At 69.1% G+C, this 20,352-nt stretch carries 15 protein-coding genes; 9 read left to right on the top strand and 6 right to left on the bottom strand.

The window, feature by feature from the left end; translation table 11 throughout:
- The first annotated feature begins 51 nt into the window (after nt 1-51).
- From ABSF49_RS00690 to apaG, 4 genes are read left to right on the top strand one after another with little or no spacing between them, the layout of a single operon-like run.
- Nucleotides 52-2,286, top strand: a complete 2,235-nt coding sequence (locus tag ABSF49_RS00690) for a GumC family protein (RefSeq protein WP_424110703.1) — start codon at nt 52-54, stop codon at nt 2,284-2,286.
- Nucleotides 2,283-3,569 (top strand): VpsF family polysaccharide biosynthesis protein, encoded by a 1,287-nt coding sequence (locus ABSF49_RS00685; RefSeq protein WP_424110702.1) that lies wholly within the window; start codon nt 2,283-2,285, stop codon nt 3,567-3,569. Before ABSF49_RS00690 ends, ABSF49_RS00685 begins: the two co-directional genes overlap by 4 nt.
- Nucleotides 3,566-5,020 (top strand): lipopolysaccharide biosynthesis protein, encoded by a 1,455-nt coding sequence (locus ABSF49_RS00680; protein WP_424110701.1) that lies wholly within the window; start codon nt 3,566-3,568, stop codon nt 5,018-5,020. The genes ABSF49_RS00685 and ABSF49_RS00680 overlap by 4 nt, the downstream gene beginning before the upstream one ends.
- A 45-nt stretch (nt 5,021-5,065) precedes the next feature.
- The gene (gene apaG / locus ABSF49_RS00675) at nt 5,066-5,458 is read left to right on the top strand and encodes a Co2+/Mg2+ efflux protein ApaG (protein WP_424110700.1); all 393 of its coding nucleotides are present in this window, start codon (nt 5,066-5,068) and stop codon (nt 5,456-5,458) included.
- A 9-nt stretch (nt 5,459-5,467) separates the two neighbouring features.
- Here apaG and ABSF49_RS00670 read toward each other — a convergent pair whose 3' ends face one another.
- Genes ABSF49_RS00670 through ABSF49_RS00660 form a run of 3 tightly spaced genes read right to left on the bottom strand, consistent with a single transcriptional unit; the run spans nt 5,468 to nt 6,956 of the window.
- A complete protein-coding gene (locus tag ABSF49_RS00670) occupies nt 5,468-6,043 on the bottom strand; it encodes a DsbE family thiol:disulfide interchange protein (protein ID WP_424110699.1) in 576 nt (191 codons plus the stop codon).
- Nucleotides 6,040-6,198: a heme exporter protein CcmD gene (gene ccmD, locus ABSF49_RS00665; protein WP_424110698.1), complete on the bottom strand. Its 159-nt coding sequence runs from the start codon at nt 6,196-6,198 to the stop codon at nt 6,040-6,042. Before ccmD ends, ABSF49_RS00670 begins: the two co-directional genes overlap by 4 nt.
- The gene (locus tag ABSF49_RS00660) at nt 6,195-6,956 is read right to left on the bottom strand and encodes a heme ABC transporter permease (protein WP_424110697.1); all 762 of its coding nucleotides are present in this window, start codon (nt 6,954-6,956) and stop codon (nt 6,195-6,197) included. The genes ccmD and ABSF49_RS00660 overlap by 4 nt, the downstream gene beginning before the upstream one ends.
- A 268-nt stretch (nt 6,957-7,224) precedes the next feature.
- Between ABSF49_RS00660 and ABSF49_RS00655 the strand changes: the two genes are divergently transcribed.
- Nucleotides 7,225-10,395 (top strand): bifunctional diguanylate cyclase/phosphodiesterase, encoded by a 3,171-nt coding sequence (locus tag ABSF49_RS00655; protein WP_424110696.1) that lies wholly within the window; start codon nt 7,225-7,227, stop codon nt 10,393-10,395.
- Between the two features lie 267 nt (nt 10,396-10,662).
- Nucleotides 10,663-11,970: a hypothetical protein gene (locus tag ABSF49_RS00650; protein WP_424110695.1), complete on the top strand. Its 1,308-nt coding sequence runs from the start codon at nt 10,663-10,665 to the stop codon at nt 11,968-11,970.
- 66 nt (nt 11,971-12,036) lie between these two features.
- Here the strand turns inward: ABSF49_RS00650 and ccmB are convergent, their stop codons facing one another.
- Nucleotides 12,037-12,708 carry a heme exporter protein CcmB gene (gene ccmB, locus ABSF49_RS00645; protein ID WP_424110694.1) on the bottom strand — a complete coding sequence of 224 codons (672 nt, stop codon included), beginning with the start codon at nt 12,706-12,708 and terminating at the stop codon, nt 12,037-12,039.
- A complete protein-coding gene (ccmA, locus tag ABSF49_RS00640; protein ID WP_424110693.1) occupies nt 12,705-13,334 on the bottom strand; it encodes a heme ABC exporter ATP-binding protein CcmA in 630 nt (209 codons plus the stop codon). The genes ccmB and ccmA overlap by 4 nt, the downstream gene beginning before the upstream one ends.
- Before the next feature lie 125 nt (nt 13,335-13,459).
- Between ccmA and acnA the strand changes: the two genes are divergently transcribed.
- A complete protein-coding gene (gene acnA, locus ABSF49_RS00635; RefSeq protein WP_424110692.1) occupies nt 13,460-16,171 on the top strand; it encodes an aconitate hydratase AcnA in 2,712 nt (903 codons plus the stop codon).
- 87 nt (nt 16,172-16,258) lie between these two features.
- Here acnA and ABSF49_RS00630 read toward each other — a convergent pair whose 3' ends face one another.
- Entirely contained in the window at nt 16,259-18,916 is a 2,658-nt protein-coding gene (locus ABSF49_RS00630) for a bifunctional diguanylate cyclase/phosphodiesterase (protein WP_424110691.1), read from the bottom strand.
- A gap of 203 nt (nt 18,917-19,119) precedes the next feature.
- On the opposite strand from ABSF49_RS00630, the gene ubiE reads away from it, so the two are divergent.
- Nucleotides 19,120-19,878, top strand: a complete 759-nt coding sequence (gene ubiE, locus ABSF49_RS00625) for a bifunctional demethylmenaquinone methyltransferase/2-methoxy-6-polyprenyl-1,4-benzoquinol methylase UbiE (protein WP_424110690.1) — start codon at nt 19,120-19,122, stop codon at nt 19,876-19,878.
- A 2-nt stretch (nt 19,879-19,880) separates the two neighbouring features.
- A partial coding sequence (locus ABSF49_RS00620; RefSeq protein ID WP_424110689.1) for an AarF/UbiB family protein occupies nt 19,881-20,352 on the top strand: 472 nt, incomplete at its 3' end.

Raw genomic sequence — 20,352 nt, 5'->3', positions numbered from 1 at the left:
TTTGGAGGCGGCGCGGAACGCGTCGCTTTCACGAGAAAGTCAGCGCGTTCGATGACTGCCTGGACCGCCCCTCCGCCCCGGCGAGCCGGCCCGGCGGCCGCCGAAGCCGGTGACGGCGCCGCCCTGCCGACGGTCGACGTCGGCGAGCTCGCCCGCATCGCCGCGCGGCGACTGCGCTTGCTGCTGCCGTGCCTGGCGATCGCCGGCGCGATCGCGCTCGCCTATATCGCGCTGACGCCGAGCCGGTACGCCGCAACGATGTCGATCCTCGTCGACCCGCGCGAGCGCGTGCCGGTCGGGCTCGACGCTCAACCGATGCCGCAAACCCCCGACATTGCGCTGGTCGAGAGCGAGATGAGCATCCTCGCGTCGCGCGCGGTCCTGCGCCGCGTCGCTGAAGCGCAGGATCTCGTCGACGACCCCGAGTTCCGCCCGGGTCTGATCGGCCTGTTTGTCGGCAGCCTGACCAGCTTGTGGCGGGCGCCGGCGGGCGACCCCGACGCGCGCCTGGACGCCGTGGTCGTCGCGCTCGGCGACCGCATTTCAGTCAAGCGCAGCGAACGCAGCTACATCGCCGACGTCGAGGTGCGCGCCGCTGCGCCGGCCAAAGCGCAACGCCTGGCGCAAGGCCTCGCCGACGCATTCTTCGCCGAGCAGTCGGCGCTCAGCGATCAGATCGTCGCCAAACAGTCGGCGTGGCTCGACGCGCGCATCGCCGAGCTGCAGCCGCGCGCCGAAGATGCGGAGCGACGCGCGCAGGCCTATCGCGAGGCCAACGCGATCGTGTTGAGCGACGGACGCATTTCGCCTGAGCAGCAGCTCAAGGACGCCAACGACGCGCTGGTGGTCGCGCGCGGCAAGCGGGGCGAGGTCGAGGCCGCCTATGAGCAGGTCAAGGCGGCGCTCGCGTCCTCCACCGCCGGCGGCGAAGGCGTGGGCGAAGCGCTGCATTCGCCGGTGATCGAGAAGCTGCGCGCCGATCAGGCCGCGCTGGCGCGCGACGAGGCTTACGAACTGTCGACGCTCGGGCCGCGCCATCCGAGCTATCTGACGACGCGCGCGCAGTTGCAGTCGGTGCAGACGCAGATCGACGCCGAGATCAGGCGCATCCGCTCAGCGAGCGAACGCGACCTGAAGGCGGCGCGCGCCGCCGAGCAGGAGGCGGCCAAGCTGGTCGCTTCGCTCGAGTCGGCCAATCAGCAATTCGGCGGAACCCGAATCGAGCTCGACCGCCTGAACGCCGAAGCCGCGGCGCTGCGCGCCGCCTACGAGAAGGCGCTGTCGGCGCGCGAGAACGTGCGTCGCGACATCGTCGAGTCGCCGCACAGCGCCGTCGTCGATCCGCCGTCAGCGAGGCCCGGCAGAGTCAGCCCACGAGTGGGACTCGCCCTGTTCATGGCGCTGGTCGGCGCGCTCAATCTTTGGCTCGTCACCGTCTTCGCCGCCGAATACCGTGACCGTCGTCGGTCGCTCGCCGCCGCAATCCCGTCCGCGCCGCCAACGCCCGTCGCGCCTCCGGCGCCCGCGGCCGCTGCGACCTCGGCGCCGCCGGCCGCCGCGGCTGCGGCCAACGCGCCGGCGCGCGAAGCGTCGCCCCCGGCGCCGAGCCCATTCGCGATCGACCTCGCCATCCCCGCCTTCGCCCCGCGGTCCGACGAGGATGGCGAGAACGACGGCGGCGCCGCGCTTGCCGCCGCCGAAGCGGCGATGACCGCCGACGCGCCCTACGCCGCGGCGATCGGCGCGCTGCGCGACCGGCTGACCGAACGCCTCGTCGTCGGCGCCCACGCGCCCGTCGTCGCAATCGTTTCGCACGCGCGCGGCGACGGCGCTTCGACCGTGGCTTTGTCGCTCGCCCACGCGCTCAGCGCCGCCGGCCGGCGCGCGCTGCTGGTCGATTGCGACCACCGCCGGCCGACGCTCAGCGCTTACGCGCGCCGCCTGCGCAAGGTGATCGTCGACTCGCCGGGACAGGTCGCCAGCATCCTGCGCCGCGACGCCGTCAATGGCGGCGAAGCGTTGATCCTGCAGTTCGGCGGGCCGGAGCCGGTCGCCCTGACCGCGCGTCTCCATGCGCGGTTCGACTGGATCGTGCTCGACTGTGGTCCGCTCGCCGGCGCCGACGCGCTGCTCGCTCACGAGAAGACTGCAGACGCCGCGGTGATCGTCGACGCCGCTGCGACCGACGCCGCCGCACTCGAGGCGGCGGCCGAACGCGCCGGGATCGGCGCGCTGGTCGCCGGCGTGGCGCGGACGCCGACGAAGCGGCCGGGGAGAACGGGGTGAGCCTGTCGCTGGCCGTCGCCGACGACCGCCGGCCGCTCCGCGTCGCCGCGCGCATCTGCGCCTTCGCCGCGGCGATCGTCGCCTTCGCCGTCTCGGCGATGGCGCTGCAGGCGCTCGGCGCGCCCTACGAAGCGCCGGGCGGAAGCGCGCTGCAGAAACTGCATCCGGCGACCTATCTCGCCGTCCTGGCCCTGATCCTCGAGGCGGCGTCGCGCCCGCGCCCGCTCGCCTATCTCGCCGCCCTGCCGCTGCGCTTTCCCGGCGCGGCCCTGTTCGCCGTCAATCTCGCGCTGATCGTCGCTTACGCGGCGCTGTTCCAGAAGACGGCGATCACGCCGCTGATCGATACGTTCCTCGTCGGCGCGATTCTGCTCGCGCTTTACGAGGATTTCAGCCCGCGCGAGCGAGCGGCGCTGCGGCTGGCGCTGCACGCCGTCATGTTCGTCAACGCCTGCCTCGGCCTCGCCGAGTTCGCCTTCGACTTTCGCCTGACGCCCTTCGCCGCCGGCGGACGGGCGATCGTCGGCGATTATCGTTCGACGGCGCTGCTCGGCCACCCGCTGCTCAACGCCGGCACGACCGCGCTTTACGCCGCGATGCTGATCCTCGGCGCCGACCGCGCGCTCAGGCTGCCGCTGCGCCTGGTCCTGACGACGATCCAGCTCGTCGCGCTCGTCCCCTTCGGCGGACGGACCTCGCTGACGCTCGCGATCGTGGTCGTCTGCCTGGCGGCGCTGAAGCCGATCGGCGAAGCGCTCGGCGGCCGGCGCTTCGACTTGCGTGCGGCGATCGCCGCGACGCTCGTCGCGCCGCTCGCGGCCTCGGCGGCGGCCGCCGCCTGGTTCGGCGGCGCGCTGGCGCCGCTCGTCGAGCGCTTTTCCGCCGACCGCGGCTCGACCCAGGCCCGCGTCGTCGTCTTCGATCTGTTCGGCGCATTCTCGCCGCAAGACATCCTGCTCGGTCCCGATCCGCAGCGGCTCGCGACGCTGCAGAACACGCTCGGCATCGAATACGGCATCGAGAACGGCTGGCTCGGCCTGGTCTTCCAGTACGGCGCATTGATGACGGCCTTCTTCCTGATCGGCTTCGCCGCGTTGCTGTGGGAATTGTGGCGACGGGCGAAGTCGGGCGCTTGGGCGATCATGCTGCTGTTCCTGGTGCAGGCGAGCTCTTCGGCCAGCCTTTCGGTCAAGACCTTCGCCTTCAACCAGTTCGCGATCCTGATGCTGGCGGTGTTCGACCGGCGCGCCGGCGACGAGGCGGCGACGCGGGGGCCGGCGTGAAAACCGGCGGCCTGCTGCGCAATACCCTGCTCTATCTGCCGGCGCAGCTTTTCGCGCCGCTGTTGCAATTCATCGTCACCGTCGTCTGGACGCATCTGTTCGATCCGGCGGTCTACGGCGTCGTCGCGTTCGTCGTCGCCGCGCAGGAGCTGACCGGCGGGCTCGGCCTCGCCTGGTGGTCGGTCTACCTGTTGCGCTTCCGCCAGCGACACGCCGACGCCGCGCGCTTCGCGGCGATGGACGCGCGCGTCGTCGCCGGCGGCGTCGCGAGCCAGGTCGCCTTTGCCGCGCCGACGCTGGCGCTGGTCGGCCTCGCGCCCTCGCCTCACCTGTTCGCCGCGACCGCCGCCTATCTCGCCAGCCGCGCCGCGCTCAACCATTACGGCGAAGTCGCGCGCTCCAATCATCGCATCGGCGTCTACACGCTGGCGCAATTGTCGAGCCCCGTGCTCGGCTCGGGCTTGTCGATCGTCGCCGCGATTGCGCTCAAGGCCGACGCGGCGACGGCGTTGGCGGCGATGGCGGTCGGCCAGACGGCGGGGCTCGCGTTGACGTCGATCGGGCTTCGTCGGCCGCTGCGGCTCGGCCGCTTCGATGCGGCGATCTTCCGCGAGGCGCGGCAGTTCGCGCTGCCGCTGATCTTCTCCGGCCTGTTTGCCTGGGCGGCGAGCAACGGCGTACGGGTGCTGGTCGGCGCCGGAGAAGGCGTCGCTGGCGTCGGCCTGTTCTCGGTCGGCTGGGGGCTCGGCCAGCGGCTCGCCGCCATGCTGGCGTCGCTATGCGCCGTCGCTTCGTTCCCGCTCGCCGTCGATCGGCTCGAAGCGGGCGACCGCGACGGCGCGCTGGGCCAGGTCTCGCTCAACGGGGCGTTGATGTTCGGCCTGATGACGCCGGCGGCGGTCGGCGTCGCTGAGCTCGCCGGCCCATTCGTCCGCCTCGCCGTCGCTCAGCAATTCCAGGCGCAAACGATCGTCATTCTGCCGCTCGCGGTCGTCGCCGGCGCGGCGCGGGCGCTACGCGTCCACACTGGCGATCAGACCGCGTTGTTGGTGCGGCGGACCCGGTCGATGACGATCTTCAATCTCATCGACGCCGTCGCGGCGCTCGCTGGCGGCGCAGTCGGCGAACATTTCGGCGGCGTCGTCGGCGCGGCGGTCGGCTGTCTGGCGGGAACCCTTGTCGGCTCGACGGCGGCGATGGCCTTCGTCGTCGCGCGCATGGGATTGCGCCTTCCCCTAAGCGCTTTGGCGGGGGTCCTCGCCGCCTCTGCGGTCATGGGCGTGGGCCTGCGCCTCGTTCCGGCGCCGATCGGCGCTTTGGACCTGGCGGCGCAGATCCTCGCCGGCGTGTTTGTCTACGGGGCGACGATCCTCGTCCTCTTTCCGCAGGCGCGGCGCGTCGCGCGGACGGGATTCGCCTTCCTTGCCGAGCGGTTCGGGACCGATCGATGAAGCGTCAGGCTTGGCCGCGCGCTGGCGTTCAGCTAGAATCCGGGCATGTACTTCGCGGTCACCAACGATATCCGCGTCGCCGTCGAGCCTGTCTATTCGCCGGAACGGTCGAAGCCCGAAGAGGGGCTTCACTTCTGGCTGTACACGATTGAGATCGTCAACCTCAGCCGCCGCACGGTGCAGCTCACCCATCGACATTGGATCATCACCGACGCCAGCGGCCGGCGACAGGAGGTGCGCGGCGTCGGCGTCGTCGGCGAGCAGCCGACGCTCGCGCCGGGTCAAGCGTTCCGCTACACCTCGGGTTGTCCGCTTGCCGAACCCAGCGGCATGATGGAAGGCGCCTACCGCCTCATCGCCGACGACGGCGACGTGTTTGAAGTCGTCGTGCCGGCGTTCTCGCTCGACATTCCCGCCGCGCCACGGGTGCTCAACTGAGACGCGGCCTCAGTTCGCCGCCTTGAGGATCGCCGGCTTGACGACGCTCTCGAGCGCGACGGCGTCGATCGGCCCAATCTGCTTGAAGGCGATCACGCCATCCCCGCGCACGACAAAGGTCTCCGGCACGCCATAGACGCCCCAGTCGATGCCGGCGCGGCCGTCGCCGTCGAGCCCGACCTTGACGTAGGGGTCGCCGAGCGCGCCAAGAAACCGCCTGACATTTTCCGGCGGGTCCTTCTGCGCGACGCCGATCAGCGTCACGCCCTTCGCCTCGAGATCCGGATCGTGCGCGAGCGCCAGCAGAAACTCGTGCTCGGTGCGGCAAGGCACGCACCATGACGCGAAGACATTGACGACGGTGACATGGCCCTGGCGCAGATCGGCGTCGGCGAGGCCGGGCGCGCCGTCGAGTCCGGGCAGATTGAGCGCCGGCGCGCTTTGGCCGATCAAGGCCGACGGAAGGCGCGAGGCGTCGCCGGTGAACAGTCGCACGAAGAGCAGGCCGGCGAGCGCGAGGAATGCAATCAACGGCGCCGCCGCCAGCAGGCTGCGGCGGCGCGGGGGCGGGACGGCGTCGCTCATTGCGCGTCTTCCCCTTTGCGCGCCGCGTCAAGCCGGCTGAGCGCGCGACTCAGACGGCGATAATCGACGACGATCGCGCCGATCATCGCCAGGATCGTCGCCGCGGTGACGAGATAGGCGGCGATGATGAAGCCGATGTGCGGGATGTCGCTCACGCGCCAGACCCTCCAGCGGCGAAGCGACGCGCGAGCGCGTCGCCCTCGGCGGCGGCCAGCATCGTCAGCCGCGCCAGTCGCCGGCGCAGAATCTCGTTGCGGATCGCCATCAGGTGCAGAACGACGAACAACAGCGTGAAGGCGAGCGCCATGATCAGCAGCGGCCACAGCAGCTGCGGCGCGATTGTGGGACCGCCGAGGCGAAACACCGAGGCCGGCTGGTGCAGCGTGTTCCACCAGTCGACCGAAAACTTGATGATCGGTAGGTTCACGCAGCCGACCAGTGTGAGGATCGCCGCCGCGCGAGCGGCGCGGCCAGGGTCCTCGATCGACCGCCACAGCGCCACCAGGCCGAGATAAAGGATGAACAGCACCAGCACCGAGGTGAGCCGCGCGTCCCACACCCAATAGGCGCCCCACATCGGCTTGCCCCACAGCGAGCCGGTGACGAGGCAGATGAAGGTGAAGCCGGCGCCGAGCGGCGCCGCGGCCTTCTGGGCGGCGTCGGCGAGCGGATGACGCCAGACGAGCGTGCCGAGGCTCGCCGCCGTCATCACCACGTAGATGAAGCTCGACAGCCACGCCGCCGGCACGTGGATGTACATGATCTTGACCGTTTCGCCCTGCTGGTAGTCGGGCGGCGAGAGCAAGGCCGCCCACAGGCCGAGGGCGAACAGCGCCGCCGTCGCCAGCGCAAGCCACGGCAGGGCGCGCCGCGTCACGGCGAGAAACGTCGTCGGATTGGCGAGATTGGCCATTGCCGGCCTTTTATAGCGGCGTCACGCCGCCGGCAATGGCAAGCCCAACTCTTTGCTCGATAAGATATAATTTACGGATTCCTGCGAGCTTTCAGCCATGACGTGTTGAGCCGCTGGCCCGCCGAGGCCGCAGCGCAATGGCATGACGCCGTACGCTCATTCCGGTTGCAGCCCGGAATCGCCCCACCAGTGAGGACGCGCAACCGTGTCCGGCGCCGTCGATCGCCGGATGGACGCGCCCCGTAGGCGACGACGGAAAAGCCAGCGTATGCTCGACTCCAGCGGCGAGATGGCCCGATGCGAGCGCCCGGAGGCGGCGCTCGAGCGCCTCAATCGCGAGTTGGGCGCCATCAGATCCTGTCATCAGACGCTGATGCGGGCGGTCGACGAACCGAGCCTGCTGGCCGAAATCTGCCGCATCGTCTGCGAAGAGGCGGGCTACCGCATGGCCTGGGTCGGCTATGTCGAGCGCGACGCCGAGCAGTCGGTGCGTCCGGTCGCGCGCGCCGGCCACGATCGTGGTTACGCCGACGCCGCGCACGTCACCTGGGCCGACGTCGAACGCGGGCGCGGCCCGATCGGCGCGGCGATCCGCACCGGCAAGGTCGTCTGGGTCCAGGACTACGAGTTCGACCCGCGCGTCGCGTCGTGGCGCGACGAGGCGCTCGAGCGTGGTTACCGCGCCGGCGTCGCCCTGCCGCTCAAGGATGAAGCGGACGGCGTGTTCGGCGCGCTCTGCATCTACGCAGGCGAACGCGACGCCTTCACCGTCGAGGAAGTCCGACTGCTCGAGCAACTCGCCGCCGACCTCTCATTCGGCGTTTTGGTGCTGCGCCAGCGTGAGGCCCGCAAGCGCATGGAGGCGCTGCTCGAGGCTAACTTGCGCTTCTTCGAAGGCATGGATCGGGTCAGCCAAGCGATCCAGGAGACGACCGACCTCGATGAAATGACGGGGCGGGTGCTTGAGATCACGCTGGAACTGCTCAATTGCGACCGCGTCTGGCTGCTCCACCCGTGCGACCCGGAGGCGCCGAGCTGGCGCGTGCGGACAGAGCGCGTGCGGCTCGGATACGCCGGCGCCAGCCTCGGCGCGCTCGATTGCGACATTCCGACGACGCCAGAGGCGCGCGACATGCAGACCGCGGTTTTGGCGACGCCCGGTTCAGTCGTCTTCGGCCCTGGAGGCGAACGCTCGAACCCAGAAGCCTTGCGGCTCCACTTCGGCATCCAGTCTCAGTTGGCGATGGCGCTCCGTCCCAAGACAGCGCGCGCATACGGTTTCGGGCTGCATCAATGTTCGCACGCGCGCGTTTGGACCGCCGACGACCGGCAGCTGTTCGAAGCGATCGGCCGCCGATTGGAAGACGCGCTGACCCTGCTGCACGCCCACGACGATCTGCGCGAGCGTGAGAGCCAGTTGCGCACGCTGGTGCGAACGATCCCCGACCTCATCTGGGTCAAGGACCTCAAGGGGCGCCACTTGCGGTGCAACCCGCAGTTCGAACGCGCGCTCGGCATCGTACAGGACGGGGCGATCGGCAAGACCGACTACGAAATCTTCCCATCCGAACTCGCCGACCGGCATCGCGCCGGCGACCTCCGAGCGATCGAGACCGGCGAGATCCAATTCGAAGAAAATGAGACGCCGGGCCCCGGCGGCAGGGCCGTCTGGTTCGAGGTGCTCAAGGCGCCCCTGCGCGACGAGTCCGGCAAGACGATCGGCGTAGTCGGAATCGCCCGCGACGTCTCGGAGCGCCGCAAGGTCGAGGAACAGCTTCGCATCGCCGCCACCGCGTTCGAGGCGCAGGAGGGCATCGTCATCCTCGACGCCGACAAGCGGATCCTGCGCGTCAACCACGCCTTCGTCGAGATGACCGGCCATGTCGCCGACGAAGTGGTCGGCAAGACGCCGCAGCAGATTGCCCGCGATCCGCGCGCCGGCGAGCTGCTCAGCCAAATCGCCGACCGCGTCGAACGCAACGGCTTCTGGCGCGGCGAATTGCCGGCGCAGCGCAGCTCTGGCGAGATCTTCCCCACTTGGACCACGGTCGCCACGGTGCGCGGGGCGTGCGGCGAGACGACGCACTACGTCATAACGATGACCGACGTCAGCGATCGCAAACGCGCCGAAAAGGAGATCGTCAACCTGGCCTTTTACGATCGGCTGACCGGGCTGCCGAACCGTCGCCTGCTCCGCGACCGCCTCGAGCAGGCGCTCGCCGGCTGCGGCCGCAGCGGCCGCCACGGGGCGCTGCTGTTCATCGATCTCGACAACTTCAAGCTGGTCAACGAGACGAGCGGCCACGAAGTCGGCGACCGGCTGCTGATCGAGGTCGCGAAGCGCCTCGAAGCCTGCCTCGGCGCCGCCGGCGGCGCGGCGCGCGTGGGCGGCGACGAGTTCGTGGCGCTGGTCGAGGACTTGAGCGAAAACCGGCATGAAGCCGCTGCGCTGGCCAAGAAGACCGGCGAGGCGATTCTCGCCGCGCTCAACGCACCCTATGCGCTGCCCTGCGGCGTCCGCCATTCCAGCCCTAGCATCGGCGTCGCCATGTTCAGCGGCGGCGGCGACACTTGCGAGGAGCTGCTCAAGCAAGCCGACATCGCCATGTACGAAGCGAAGGCGGCCGGGCGCAACGCTTTGCGCTTCTTCGATCCCGACATGCAGGCGACGCTCGCCGTCCGCGCCGAAGCGGAGGCGGCGCTTCGCCTCGCCATTCGCGAGCGCCGTTTCGTGCTGTACTATCAGCCGCAAGTCGATTGCGACGGCGAATGGATCGGCGCCGAGGCGCTGCTGCGCTGGGCGCATCCCGAACGCGGACTGGTCGCGCCGGGCGAGTTCATCCCACTCGCCGAGGAAACCGGCCTCATCCTGCCGATCGGCCGTTGGGTGCTGGAAACCGCCTGCCAGCGGCTCAAGGCGTGGTCCGGCGACCGACGCAGTCGCGACCTGCACCTGTCGGTCAACGTCAGCGCCCGCCAGTTCAGCCAGCCCGACTTCGTCGAGCAGGTCGCCGAGACGTTGCGCGCCTCCGGAGCGCCGGCCGATCGCCTCGTGCTCGAGCTCACCGAGAGCGTCGTGCTCGACGATGTCGCCGGCGCCGCGGACAAGATGAATGCGCTCAAGGCGCTCGGCGTCGGCTTCGCCGTCGACGACTTCGGCACCGGCTATTCGTCGCTCGCCTATCTCACGCGGCTGCCGCTCGACCAGATCAAGATCGACCGCTCGTTCGTGCGCAATCTGCCTGGCAGCGCCAACGACGCGGCGGTCGCGCACACGATCATCACGCTGGCCGAGAGCCTCGGCCTCGCCGTGATCGCCGAAGGGGTCGAGACCGAGGCCCAGCGCCGCTTCCTCGAGCGCCACGGCTGCCCGTCCTTTCAGGGCTTCCTGTTCGGCAAGCCAATGCCGATCGACGTCTTCGAGGCGAAGCTCGCCTGAAGGGACGCGGCGCGCGGCTGCGACCGAACGCTCAGCGTCGCGGCGGCGCCAAAGTCGACCGGCGTCGGCGCCGTTCCGACCGCCGCCCGCGCCGCAGAGCGCGCCGGCGCGCGGCCTCGGGGGAAACCATATGGCCAAGACGCTGGCGCTGGCGGCCCCGGCGGGGCGCTGCGCCGCAGCATTTCGACAAAGCGAGAAAACGGGTAAGACAAATGCGGCGCCGACTACCGATCAAGACTATCCTCTGACAGTCGGAAGGTGCGATCGATGGATTACGCCGCCGAAATATTCGACCAGCTTCAGTTGTTGTCGAATGCCAATCGGTTCAACGATCACGAGCTGCATTGCGCGCTGCGCTTCGAGCGCGCGCCTGACGCCGAAATCCTGAAGAAATCCGTCGTCGCCTCGATCGCGGCGATTCCGGTCCTCGGCGCCCGCTATGTCGACGGCGCGAGGCCGCATTGGACCAGCCTCGACGCGCAAGACTTCGCGCGCGCCTTCGTCAGCGCGCCGACGCAGACCGAGTTCGAGGCGTTTCTCGTCTCCCGCATCGACGAGAGCGTCGGCCCCCAGGTCGCGGTCTGCCTCCTTGACGCCGGGGCCGGGGCCGGCGCCGTCGCAATCCGAATGAACCACATGGTCAGCGACGCGGCGGGGTTCAAGCAATACCTCGACTTGCTGTCTATGATCTATTCCGGGTTGTCGTCCGACCCCGCCTTCAATCCGACCCCGATCGCCGGAGACAGAAGCATCCGCGGCGTGCTGCGGCGCTTTCCCTGGAGCGTCAGGCTGAAGTCGCTGTTCCTGCAGACCAACGAAAACAATCGCGCCGGCAAACATCGCTTCCCCCTCAGCGAGGACGGCGAGGCGCGCCCCTTCATCGCCACCTGCAAGCTGGGGCGCCAGAGGGTCGCGGCGCTCAAGGCTTATTGCCGGGCCAGAGGGGCGACCCTCAATGACGCCGTGCTGACTGCCTTTTATCGCTGCCTCTTCCGCCGGCTGGCGCTACGGTCCGGCGAGACGACGCAAATCCCGATCATGGTGGACATGCGCCGCTACCTCGACCGGTCCGAGGAATTCACGTCCCTGACCAACCTGACCTCGATGGTGGTCACGGAGTTCGATTACAGGCCGCAGGAGCGCTTCGAGGGCGCGCTCGGCAGGGTCAAGGCGATCCTGGACGCCAAGAAGGGCGCCGCAATCGGCCTCAACGGATTCGTCAAGCTTGACTTGGCCTTTGGCATTCTCGGCCAGAGGTTCGCCAATCTTCGGCTGCGATCGCAATTCGCGAACCCTTACATCTGCATGACCAACATCGGGATATTGGATCCGGCCCGCATCGCCTTCGGCGACCGGCGCCCGAGTGACGCCTACCTGTGCGGCTCGATAAAATACAAGCCGTACTTCCAACTCGCGATGAGTTCCTACGACGGCGAGATCACCTTCAGCGTCAATCAGTATGGCGCCAGCGACGATCGCCATCGCATCCAACTGTTTCTCGACGAGATCGACGCCGAATTGCCCAAATCCGTTTCCGGAGACGACGCGCAGGGCGCGACGGCGACCGCCGGCTGACGCAGTCGTGGCCGACGCGGCGTCGCCGGCGACGCACGTTCGTCTCTGCGGGCTCGCGCAGAACCGCTAATCCCTGACATGCCGCAGCGCCGCAGCGGCGGCGAAGGGCGCGAGCGCGATCGCGGCGAGCGACAGCGCGCACAGCATCAGCAGCGGCGCGGCGACCGGCGAAACGCCGCCGCTCGCGGCGGAAGCCGCCGAGACGCCGAAGATCACCACCGGGATCGCCAGCGGCAGCACCAGCACCGCCATCAGCAGGCCGCCGCGCCTGAGCGACACCGTCAGCGCCGCGCCGATCGCGCCGATCATCGTCAGCGCCGGCGTGCCGGCGACGAGGCTGACGGCGACCAGCGCCAACGGACCGGCGTCCATGCCGAGCATCAGGCCGAACAGCGGGCTGAGGATCGCCAGCGGCGCCGCGCTTGCCGCCCAATGGGCGGCGCATTTGACCAGCACCGTCAGTTCGAGCGGCAGGCCGGAATTGACCAGCACGTCGAGCGAGCCGTCGTCGTGATCGCCCTGGAACAGACGGTCGAGGCCGAGCAGCGTGGCGAGCAGCGCCGCCACCCACAGGATCGCCGGACCGATCCGCGCCAGCAAGGCGAGGTCGGGTCCGACCGCGAACGGCATGATCGTCACCAGGATGAGGAAGAACACCGCGCCGACCGACGCGCCGCCGCCGATCCGGCTGGCGATCCGCCATTCGCGCAGGAACAGTCCCCAAGCCGCTCGCCTCACGCCGCCGCTCCCGTCGCCGGAGCGTCGCCGAGGATCAGCCGCGCCGCGTCGTCGAGACTGAGCGGCGCGTGGGTGGCGGCGAGGATGAGGCCGCCGGAGGCAAGGTGCTCGCGCATGACGAGGGCGAATTGGCGCTGCGCGGCGGCGTCGAGCGCGGTGGTCGGCTCGTCGAGCAGCCAGATCGGCCGCGGCGCGACCAGGAGCCGGGCCAGCGCGACGCGGCGCTTCTGGCCGGCGGACAGCGCGCGGGCCGGGAAGTCGGCGACATGGGCGAGGCCGAGTCGGCCGAGCGCTGCGATCCACGCGGCGCGTGCGGAATCCCCGCCGAGCGCGTCGGCCCAGAAGGCGAGATTCTCGCCGGCGGTGAGCGCGCTCTTCAGCGCGTCGGAATGGCCGAGGTAATGCGCCTGCTCGCCGATTCCGGCGTCCGCCGCCCCGCCCTCGAGCGCGAACGTCCCGGCGGCGAGCGGCAGGAAGCCGGCGACCGCCCGCAGCAGGCTCGACTTGCCCGATCCGTTGGGGCCGACCAGCAGCAGCGCCTTGCCCGCGCGCGCCTCGAACGACACTCCCGACAAGATCCGCCGTCCGCCGCGTTCAATGGCGATCTCGTGGGCGCTGAGGCGCATGGTTTCCCCTCGACGGCGCCTCCCCTTTGTGCGCCGTCCGACATTAGTTTGTGTAGCCCGGCCAAGGGAATTTATCTATAAGCGCGCCCACTTCCTTTCGCTGCGCAAAGTCCGGAGCAGAGCCGATGGCCAGCCTTGACAGCTTCAAATGCCGCAAGTCGTTCAAGGTCGGGGCCAAGGCCTACGAGTATTACGCGCTCAAGACCGCGGAGCGTCACGGTCTGGCGGGGATCTCGGAGCTGCCCTATTCGCTCAAGGTCGTGCTGGAGAACCTGCTGCGCAACGAGGACGGGCGCAGCGTGACCAAGGACGACATCGCGGCGGTGGCCGCCTGGTCGGTCAACCGCGGCAGAAAGGGGCACGAAATCGCCTTCCGTCCGGCGCGGGTGCTGATGCAGGACTTTACCGGCGTGCCGGCGGTGGTCGACCTCGCGGCGATGCGCGACGCGATGAAGAAGCTCGGCGGCGATCCCGACAAGATCAACCCGCTGGTGCCGGTCGATCTCGTCATCGACCACTCGGTCGTCGTCGATCATTTCGGCACGGCCAAATCGCTGTCTCAAAACGTCAAGCGCGAATACGAGCAGAACCAGGAGCGCTATCGCTTCCTCAAATGGGGCCAGCAGGCCTTCGCCAATTTCTCGGTCGTGCCGCCCGGCACCGGCATCTGTCACCAGGTCAATCTCGAATACCTCGCCCAGACGGTGTGGACGACGAAGGAGAAACGCAACGGCAAGTCGGTCGAGGTCGCCTATCCCGACACTTTGGTCGGCACCGACAGCCACACGACGATGGTCAACGGCCTCGCCGTGCTCGGCTGGGGGGTCGGGGGCATCGAGGCTGAGGCGGCGATGCTCGGCCAGCCGCTGTCGATGCTGCTGCCGGAGGTGATCGGCTTCAAGCTCACCGGCGAGCTGCGCGAAGGCGTCACCGCGACCGACCTGGTGCTGACCGTCACCCAGATGCTGCGCAAGAAGGGCGTGGTCGGCAAGTTCGTCGAGTTCTACGGCCCCGGCCTCAACGCGATGTCGGTCGCCGACCGCGCGACGCTCGCCAACATGGCGCCGGAATACGGCGCGACCTGCGGCCTGTTCCCGATCGACGCGCAGGCGATCGCCTATCTCAACGCTTCGGGCCGCAGGCCGGCGCGGGTCGCGCTGGTCGAAGCCTACGCCAAGGCGCAGGGATTCTACCGCACCCGCCTGACGCCCGACCCGGTCTTCACCGACACGCTGGCGCTCGACCTCGGCGAAGTGACGCCGTCGATCGCCGGCCCCAAGCGGCCGCAGGATCGCGTCGCGCTCGTCGACGCCAAGGCCGGCTTCGCCGCTGCGGCGGCCGGCGAATTCAAGATCGCCGAGAGGCTCGCCGAGCGTCATCCGGTCGAAGGCGCGAACTACGACCTCGGCCATGGCGATGTCGTCATCGCCGCCATCACCTCTTGCACCAACACCTCCAATCCGAGCGTGATGATCGCCGCCGGCCTGCTGGCGCGCAACGCGGTCGCCAAGGGAATCTCGGTCAAGCCGTGGGTGAAGACCTCGCTCGCCCCCGGCAGTCAAGTCGTCGCCGACTACCTCCACGCCGCCGACCTGCAGAAGTCGCTCGACAAGCTCGGCTTCAACGTCGTCGGCTTCGGCTGCACCACCTGCATCGGCAATTCCGGCCCGCTGGCGCCGGAGATTTCGGCGACGATCGCCAAGCACGACCTCGTCGCCGCCGCGGTGCTGTCGGGCAACCGCAATTTCGAAGGCCGCGTCAATCCGGACGTGCGCGCCAACTACCTCGCTTCGCCGCCGCTGGTCGTCGCCTACGCGCTCGCCGGCTCGCTGCAGGTCGACCTGACCCGCGACCCGATCGGCCACGACAAGAAGGGCGCGCCGGTCTACCTCGCCGACATCTGGCCGACGGCGCAGGAGATTCACGACGTCATCGACAAGACGATCACCGCCAAGATGTTCAAGACCAAGTACGCGAAGGTGTTCGACGGCGATTCCAACTGGCGCAAAGTCAAGGTCCCGGCGGGCCTCACCTACGCCTGGGACATGGGCTCGACCTATGTGCAGAACCCGCCCTATTTCGACGGCATGACGATGGAGCCCAAGCCCGTCCAGGACATCGAAAACGCGCGCATCCTCGGGCTGTTCCTCGACTCCATCACCACCGACCACATCTCGCCGGCCGGCTCCATCCGCGCCTCGAGCCCGGCTGGGCAATATCTTGTCGAGCATCAAGTGCGCCCGGCCGATTTCAACCAGTACGGCACGCGTCGCGGCAATCACGAAGTGATGATGCGCGGAACCTTCGCCAACATCCGCATCAAGAACCAGATGGTGAAGGACGCGTCGGGCGCCGTGGTCGAAGGCGGCTATACGATCCACCAACCTTCGGGCGAGCGGATGCCGATCTACGACGCGGCGATGCGCTACCAGCAGGACAGCGCGCCGCTGGTCGTGTTCGCCGGCCGCGAATACGGGACCGGCTCGTCGCGCGACTGGGCGGCCAAGGGCACGAAGCTGCTCGGCGTCCGGGCGGTGATCGCCCAGAGCTTCGAGCGCATCCATCGCTCCAACCTGGTCGGCATGGGCGTTCTGCCGCTGGTGTTCGAGGAAGGGACTTCGTGGCAGTCGCTCGGCCTCAACGGCGACGAGACGGTGACGATCCACGGCCTCGCGTCCGGTCTCGAGCCGCGTCAGCGGCTCCAGGCGCTGATCGTGCGATCCGACGGTTCGAGCCTCAGCGCGCCGCTGATCTGCCGCATCGACACGCTCGACGAGCTCGAGTATTTCCGCTCCGGCGGCATCCTGCCCTACGTGCTGCGGCAGCTCGCGGCTTAGAGCCGGCTCTCAGGCCCGCGGCAAAACGGATCCGGCGTCGGCCGGCTCTATCCTTTTGGCGGGAAGGCGAGGCGGGCCGGCGCGATCCTATGCGATCCGTCGCTCGCGCATGCGCAGCCGCGCCTCGAGCTCCTTGGCCGGCATTGGCTTGGCGAAAGCGAAACCCTGGAGGATCGAGCAGCCGAGGTCGCGCAGCAGCGCGGCGTGCTCCATCGTCTCGACCCCTTCGGCGGCGACTTCGATGTCGAGCGAGCGGCCGATTTCGACGATCGAGCGAACGAGGCGGCGCTGGGCGGCGGAGCGCACGATCGGCGTGACCAGCTGGCGGTCGATCTTCAACCGCCGCGGCCTGATCTTGGTCAGGCTGACGATCGACGCATAGCCGCTGCCGAAATCGTCGATCTCGATGTCGATGCCGAGCGCCTTGATCTGCTCGACGTTCTCGAAGAAACGGTCGTCGCGTTCGTCGAGATAGATCGACTCCACCAGCTCGAAAGACAGCTCGCCCGGCGCGATTTCGAGGGCGCTCAGTGCGTCGATGAGTCCCTCTTCGTGCAGCCGACGCAGCGAGACGTTGACCGACAGCCGCGGCGGACGCAGGCCCTCCGCGCGCCAGCGGCGGTGGCAGGCGAGCGCGCCCTCGAGCACCGCGCGGTCGATCGCGCCGATGACGGCGAGATCCTCGGCGATATTGATGAACGTTGCAGGCGCAAGGATCCCGCGCGTCGGGTGGCGCCAGCGCGCCAGCGCCTCGACGCCGACGATCTCGAGGGTGCGGGAATCGACCTGCGGCTGGAAATAGGGAATGAACTCGCCGTGCTCCAGCCCGCCGATGATGCTGTCGCCGGTGCGCCTGGCGTCGACGACCTCGGCCTGGAGGGCGGCGGTGTAGAATTCGAAGCGGTTGCGGCCGAGGCTCTTGGCGCGATAGAGGGCGAGATCGGCATCGACCAGCAGCCGCTGGCGGTCGACGTCGGCGCCGTAGGCGCCGGCGATGCCGATGCTCATCCCCAGTCGGCATTCATGGCCGCAATGGTCGATCGGCTTGCTGACGTCGTCGATGATTCGCTGCGCCAGGCCGTCGAGTCCGACCATGCCGCCATCGGCGTTGCAGACGACGACGAATTCGTCGCCGCCGGTGCGGGCGACGAAGTCGCCGGGGCGCAGATGACGGCGGATGGTCTCCGCAGTGTGAATGAGCATCGCGTCGCCGGCGGAATGGCCGAGCGTGTCGTTGATCTGCTTGAAGCCGTCGAGGTCGACCTGCAGCAGCGCCACCCCGCCGCCGGATTGGGCGCAGCGGGCGGCGTGTTCTGCGAGCGCCCGCTCGAGATACATGCGATTGGGCAGGTCGGTGAGAAAATCGTGCAGCGAGCTGTACTCGATTTGGGCGCGCGCGGCTTCGAGCTCCGCATTGCGCGCCTCTGTCAGCACCTTCGAGCGGGTCAGGTCCTCGGTCAGCTTGACGTCGGCAGTGACGTCCCAGTTGACGCCGACCATCTGTCGCGACAGGTCGGACGCCACGTAGAGCTGACCGATGGCGCGGATCACCCGCGTGCGACCATCGCCGAGGTCGAGCCGGTATTGCGACTCGTAGCGACCGCGGGCGCGGATGGCGGCGTCGTATTCGGCGACCGCGCGCTCGGCGTCGCTCGGTGCGAGACGGTCGCGCCATTGGGCGTAGCTTCGCGGCCCGCCGTCGCAGGGGTAATTGTAGAGCTGGTTCATCCGGTCGTCCCAGACCAGCTCGCCGGTGTCGACGTTGAACTGCCAGACGCCGACCTTGGAGGCGTCGAGCGCCAGCCCGAGCCGGCGCGACAGGCGTTCGAGCTCGCCTTCGCGCTCGGCGAGCCGATTGAAATGGACGCGCCGCTCCTCGACCAGGCGCCCCGCGAGCCAGGCCGGCGCGACAACCACCGCAGCGGCGAAGAGGATGATCAGCCGCGCCCACCAGCGGCCGCTCAAAGCCGAGTCCCAGCCGCCCTTCGGCGTGGCGGCGATCGTCCATAGGCCGGACGGAACGCTGACGAAACGCGTCACCGGATTGTCTTGGAACACCCGCGCGTCGCCGAAGAAGCTGCGCGCATCCTGCTCCCGCCCGTCGCGGCCGGAAATGGCGACGTCGATCGGCAGATCGCGGGCATAGAGGCCGGCGTCGCGATAGAGTTTGTCGAGGTCGATGACCGCGGAGACCACGCCCCAGAAACGCCGGCCCTCGTTCGGTCCGTCGACGAACACCGGCAGCCGGGCGATGAAACCGCGGCCGCCCTGGACCAGATCGACCGGGCCGGCGAGCACCGCGTCGCCGCTGTCGCGAGCGCGCAGCGCCGCCGAGCGCTGGTCCACGTTGGCGCCGAGGTCGAGGCCGATCGCCTTTTCGTTGCCCTTCAGCGGGCACTCATAGGCGACGACCAGACCGGGCGCGACGGCGATATTGCGCAGCAGATAATCCGAGCGCAGCACATGGTCGCACAGCGCGTCGAAACTCGCCCGGTCGAGGTTGGCCTCGCTGGCGATGTCGGCCACGAGGCCGCGCACCAGTTGGACTTCGCCCCTGATGTCGCCTTCCAGCCGATCCTGGATCAGGTTGAGTTCAGAGAGCGCCTCGGCCCGGGCGCGGGCGAGCGCGAGCTGCTTCTGCTGCCCGTCGGCGACGACGCCGAGAAAGATCGCGACCACGGCGGCGATCGCCGCCGGCGTGAAAGCCGGGCGGCGCAGCCGATCGAAGAGCGCGCGCGGGTTCAAGAGACGATATCCTCGCGGATCGCCGAGGGGACCCGGCGCCGACGGAATTGACTATGCGGAAGGGGCTTGAGCCTTTGCTTAATACGATCGGCGAGGCGGCCGCCGAGTCGCCGCGACGCTTAACCGGAAGTTAAGGGTCCGCAATGATTTGGCGCGCCGCGCCGGCCCGGTCTATGGTGCGGCGCATTTCGTGGGGAGAGGCGATGGAGAGCGCGTTCGAACACACCCATTTCGGCGAACGGACGGTTCGTCTCGACGAAAAGCAGGGGCTGGTCGACGCAGTGTTCCATAACGTCGCCGATCGCTACGACCTGATGAACGACCTGATGTCGTTCGGTCTGCACCGGCTATGGAAGGACGCCCTCGTCGCCAAGCTGCGGCCGCCGCGCTCTCGCCCGTTTCGCCATCTCGACGTCGCCGGCGGCACCGGCGACATCGCCTTCCGCGTCGCCGCAGCCGGCGGCGCGACGACCGAGGTCACCGTCGTCGACGTCAATCCCGACATGCTGCGCGTCGGCGCCGAGCGGGCGCGCAAGCGGCGCGATGGCGAGCGCGTGCGCTTCATCGAAGGCAACGCCGAGGCGCTGCCGCTGCCCGACGCTTCGTTCGACGCCTATACGATCGCCTTCGGCATCCGCAACGTGCCGCGAATCGAGCGCGCGCTCGCCGAAGCCTACCGCACGCTCAAGCGCGGCGGGCGATTCCTGTGCCTCGAGTTCTCGCGCGTCGACGTGCCCGTGTTCGATCGCCTCTACGCCGCCTATTCCGACGCCGCGATTCCGGCGATCGGCAAGGCGGTGACCGACGACGGGCCGGCCTATCGCTATCTCGTCGAATCGATCCGCAAGTTCCCGCCGCCCGAGCGCTTCGCCGATATGATCGCGGCGGTGGGCTTCGCGCGCGTCGACTTCACCCGGCTGACCGGCGGCGTGGTGGCGATCCATTCGGGCTGGAAACTCTGAATTTGCCGCGCCTGACCAACCTCGGACACGTATTCAGGCTGACGCGGGCGGGTTTCGTCCTCGCCCGCGAGGGCGCCTTCGTCGACCTCGATCCGTCGACGCTGCCGCCGCTCGCCCGCCTTCCGCTGTTCCTCGCCAATCTCCTGGCGCGGAGGGGTGCGGATGGCTTCAGCGGCCTGGCGGCGGCGATCGACCGACTCGGCCCCTCCTACGTCAAGCTCGGCCAGTTCCTCGCCACGCGGCCCGACATCGTCGGCCCCAGGGTGGCGATCGAGCTGGAGAAGCTTCAGGACCGCATGGCGCCGGCCGACCGCGCCACCGCCGTCGCCGCGCTCGAAGCCGCGTTCGGCGCGCCGATCGACTCGCTGTTCGTCGAATTCGGCGAGCCGGTCGCCGCCGCGTCGATCGCTCAGGTGCACAAGGCGCGGGTGCGCGACGCCGCCGGCGAGCGCGACGTCGCGGTAAAGCTGCTCA

The organism is Roseiarcus sp., assembly GCF_049514155.1.
Classification (GTDB): Bacteria; Pseudomonadota; Alphaproteobacteria; order Rhizobiales; family Beijerinckiaceae; genus Roseiarcus.
The sequence above is the reverse complement of the archived record's forward strand: the minus strand, read 5'-3'. Positions and strand labels throughout refer to the sequence as shown.

Bases quoted from the DNA above. Each gene is read 5' to 3' on its own strand.
- ABSF49_RS00690 (WP_424110703.1), top strand. From the start codon at position 52: ATGACTGCCTGGACCGCCCCTCCGCCCCGGCGAGCCGGCCCGGCGGCC.
- apaG (WP_424110700.1), top strand. From the start codon at position 5,066: ATGTACTTCGCGGTCACCAACGATATCCGCGTCGCCGTCGAGCCTGTC.
- ABSF49_RS00670 (WP_424110699.1), bottom strand. From the start codon at position 6,043: ATGAGCGACGCCGTCCCGCCCCCGCGCCGCCGCAGCCTGCTGGCGGCG.
- ABSF49_RS00660 (WP_424110697.1), bottom strand. From the start codon at position 6,956: ATGGCCAATCTCGCCAATCCGACGACGTTTCTCGCCGTGACGCGGCGC.
- ABSF49_RS00655 (WP_424110696.1), top strand. From the start codon at position 7,225: ATGCTCGACTCCAGCGGCGAGATGGCCCGATGCGAGCGCCCGGAGGCG.
- ABSF49_RS00650 (WP_424110695.1), top strand. From the start codon at position 10,663: ATGGATTACGCCGCCGAAATATTCGACCAGCTTCAGTTGTTGTCGAAT.
- ccmA (WP_424110693.1), bottom strand. From the start codon at position 13,334: ATGCGCCTCAGCGCCCACGAGATCGCCATTGAACGCGGCGGACGGCGG.
- acnA (WP_424110692.1), top strand. From the start codon at position 13,460: ATGGCCAGCCTTGACAGCTTCAAATGCCGCAAGTCGTTCAAGGTCGGG.
- ubiE (WP_424110690.1), top strand. From the start codon at position 19,120: ATGGAGAGCGCGTTCGAACACACCCATTTCGGCGAACGGACGGTTCGT.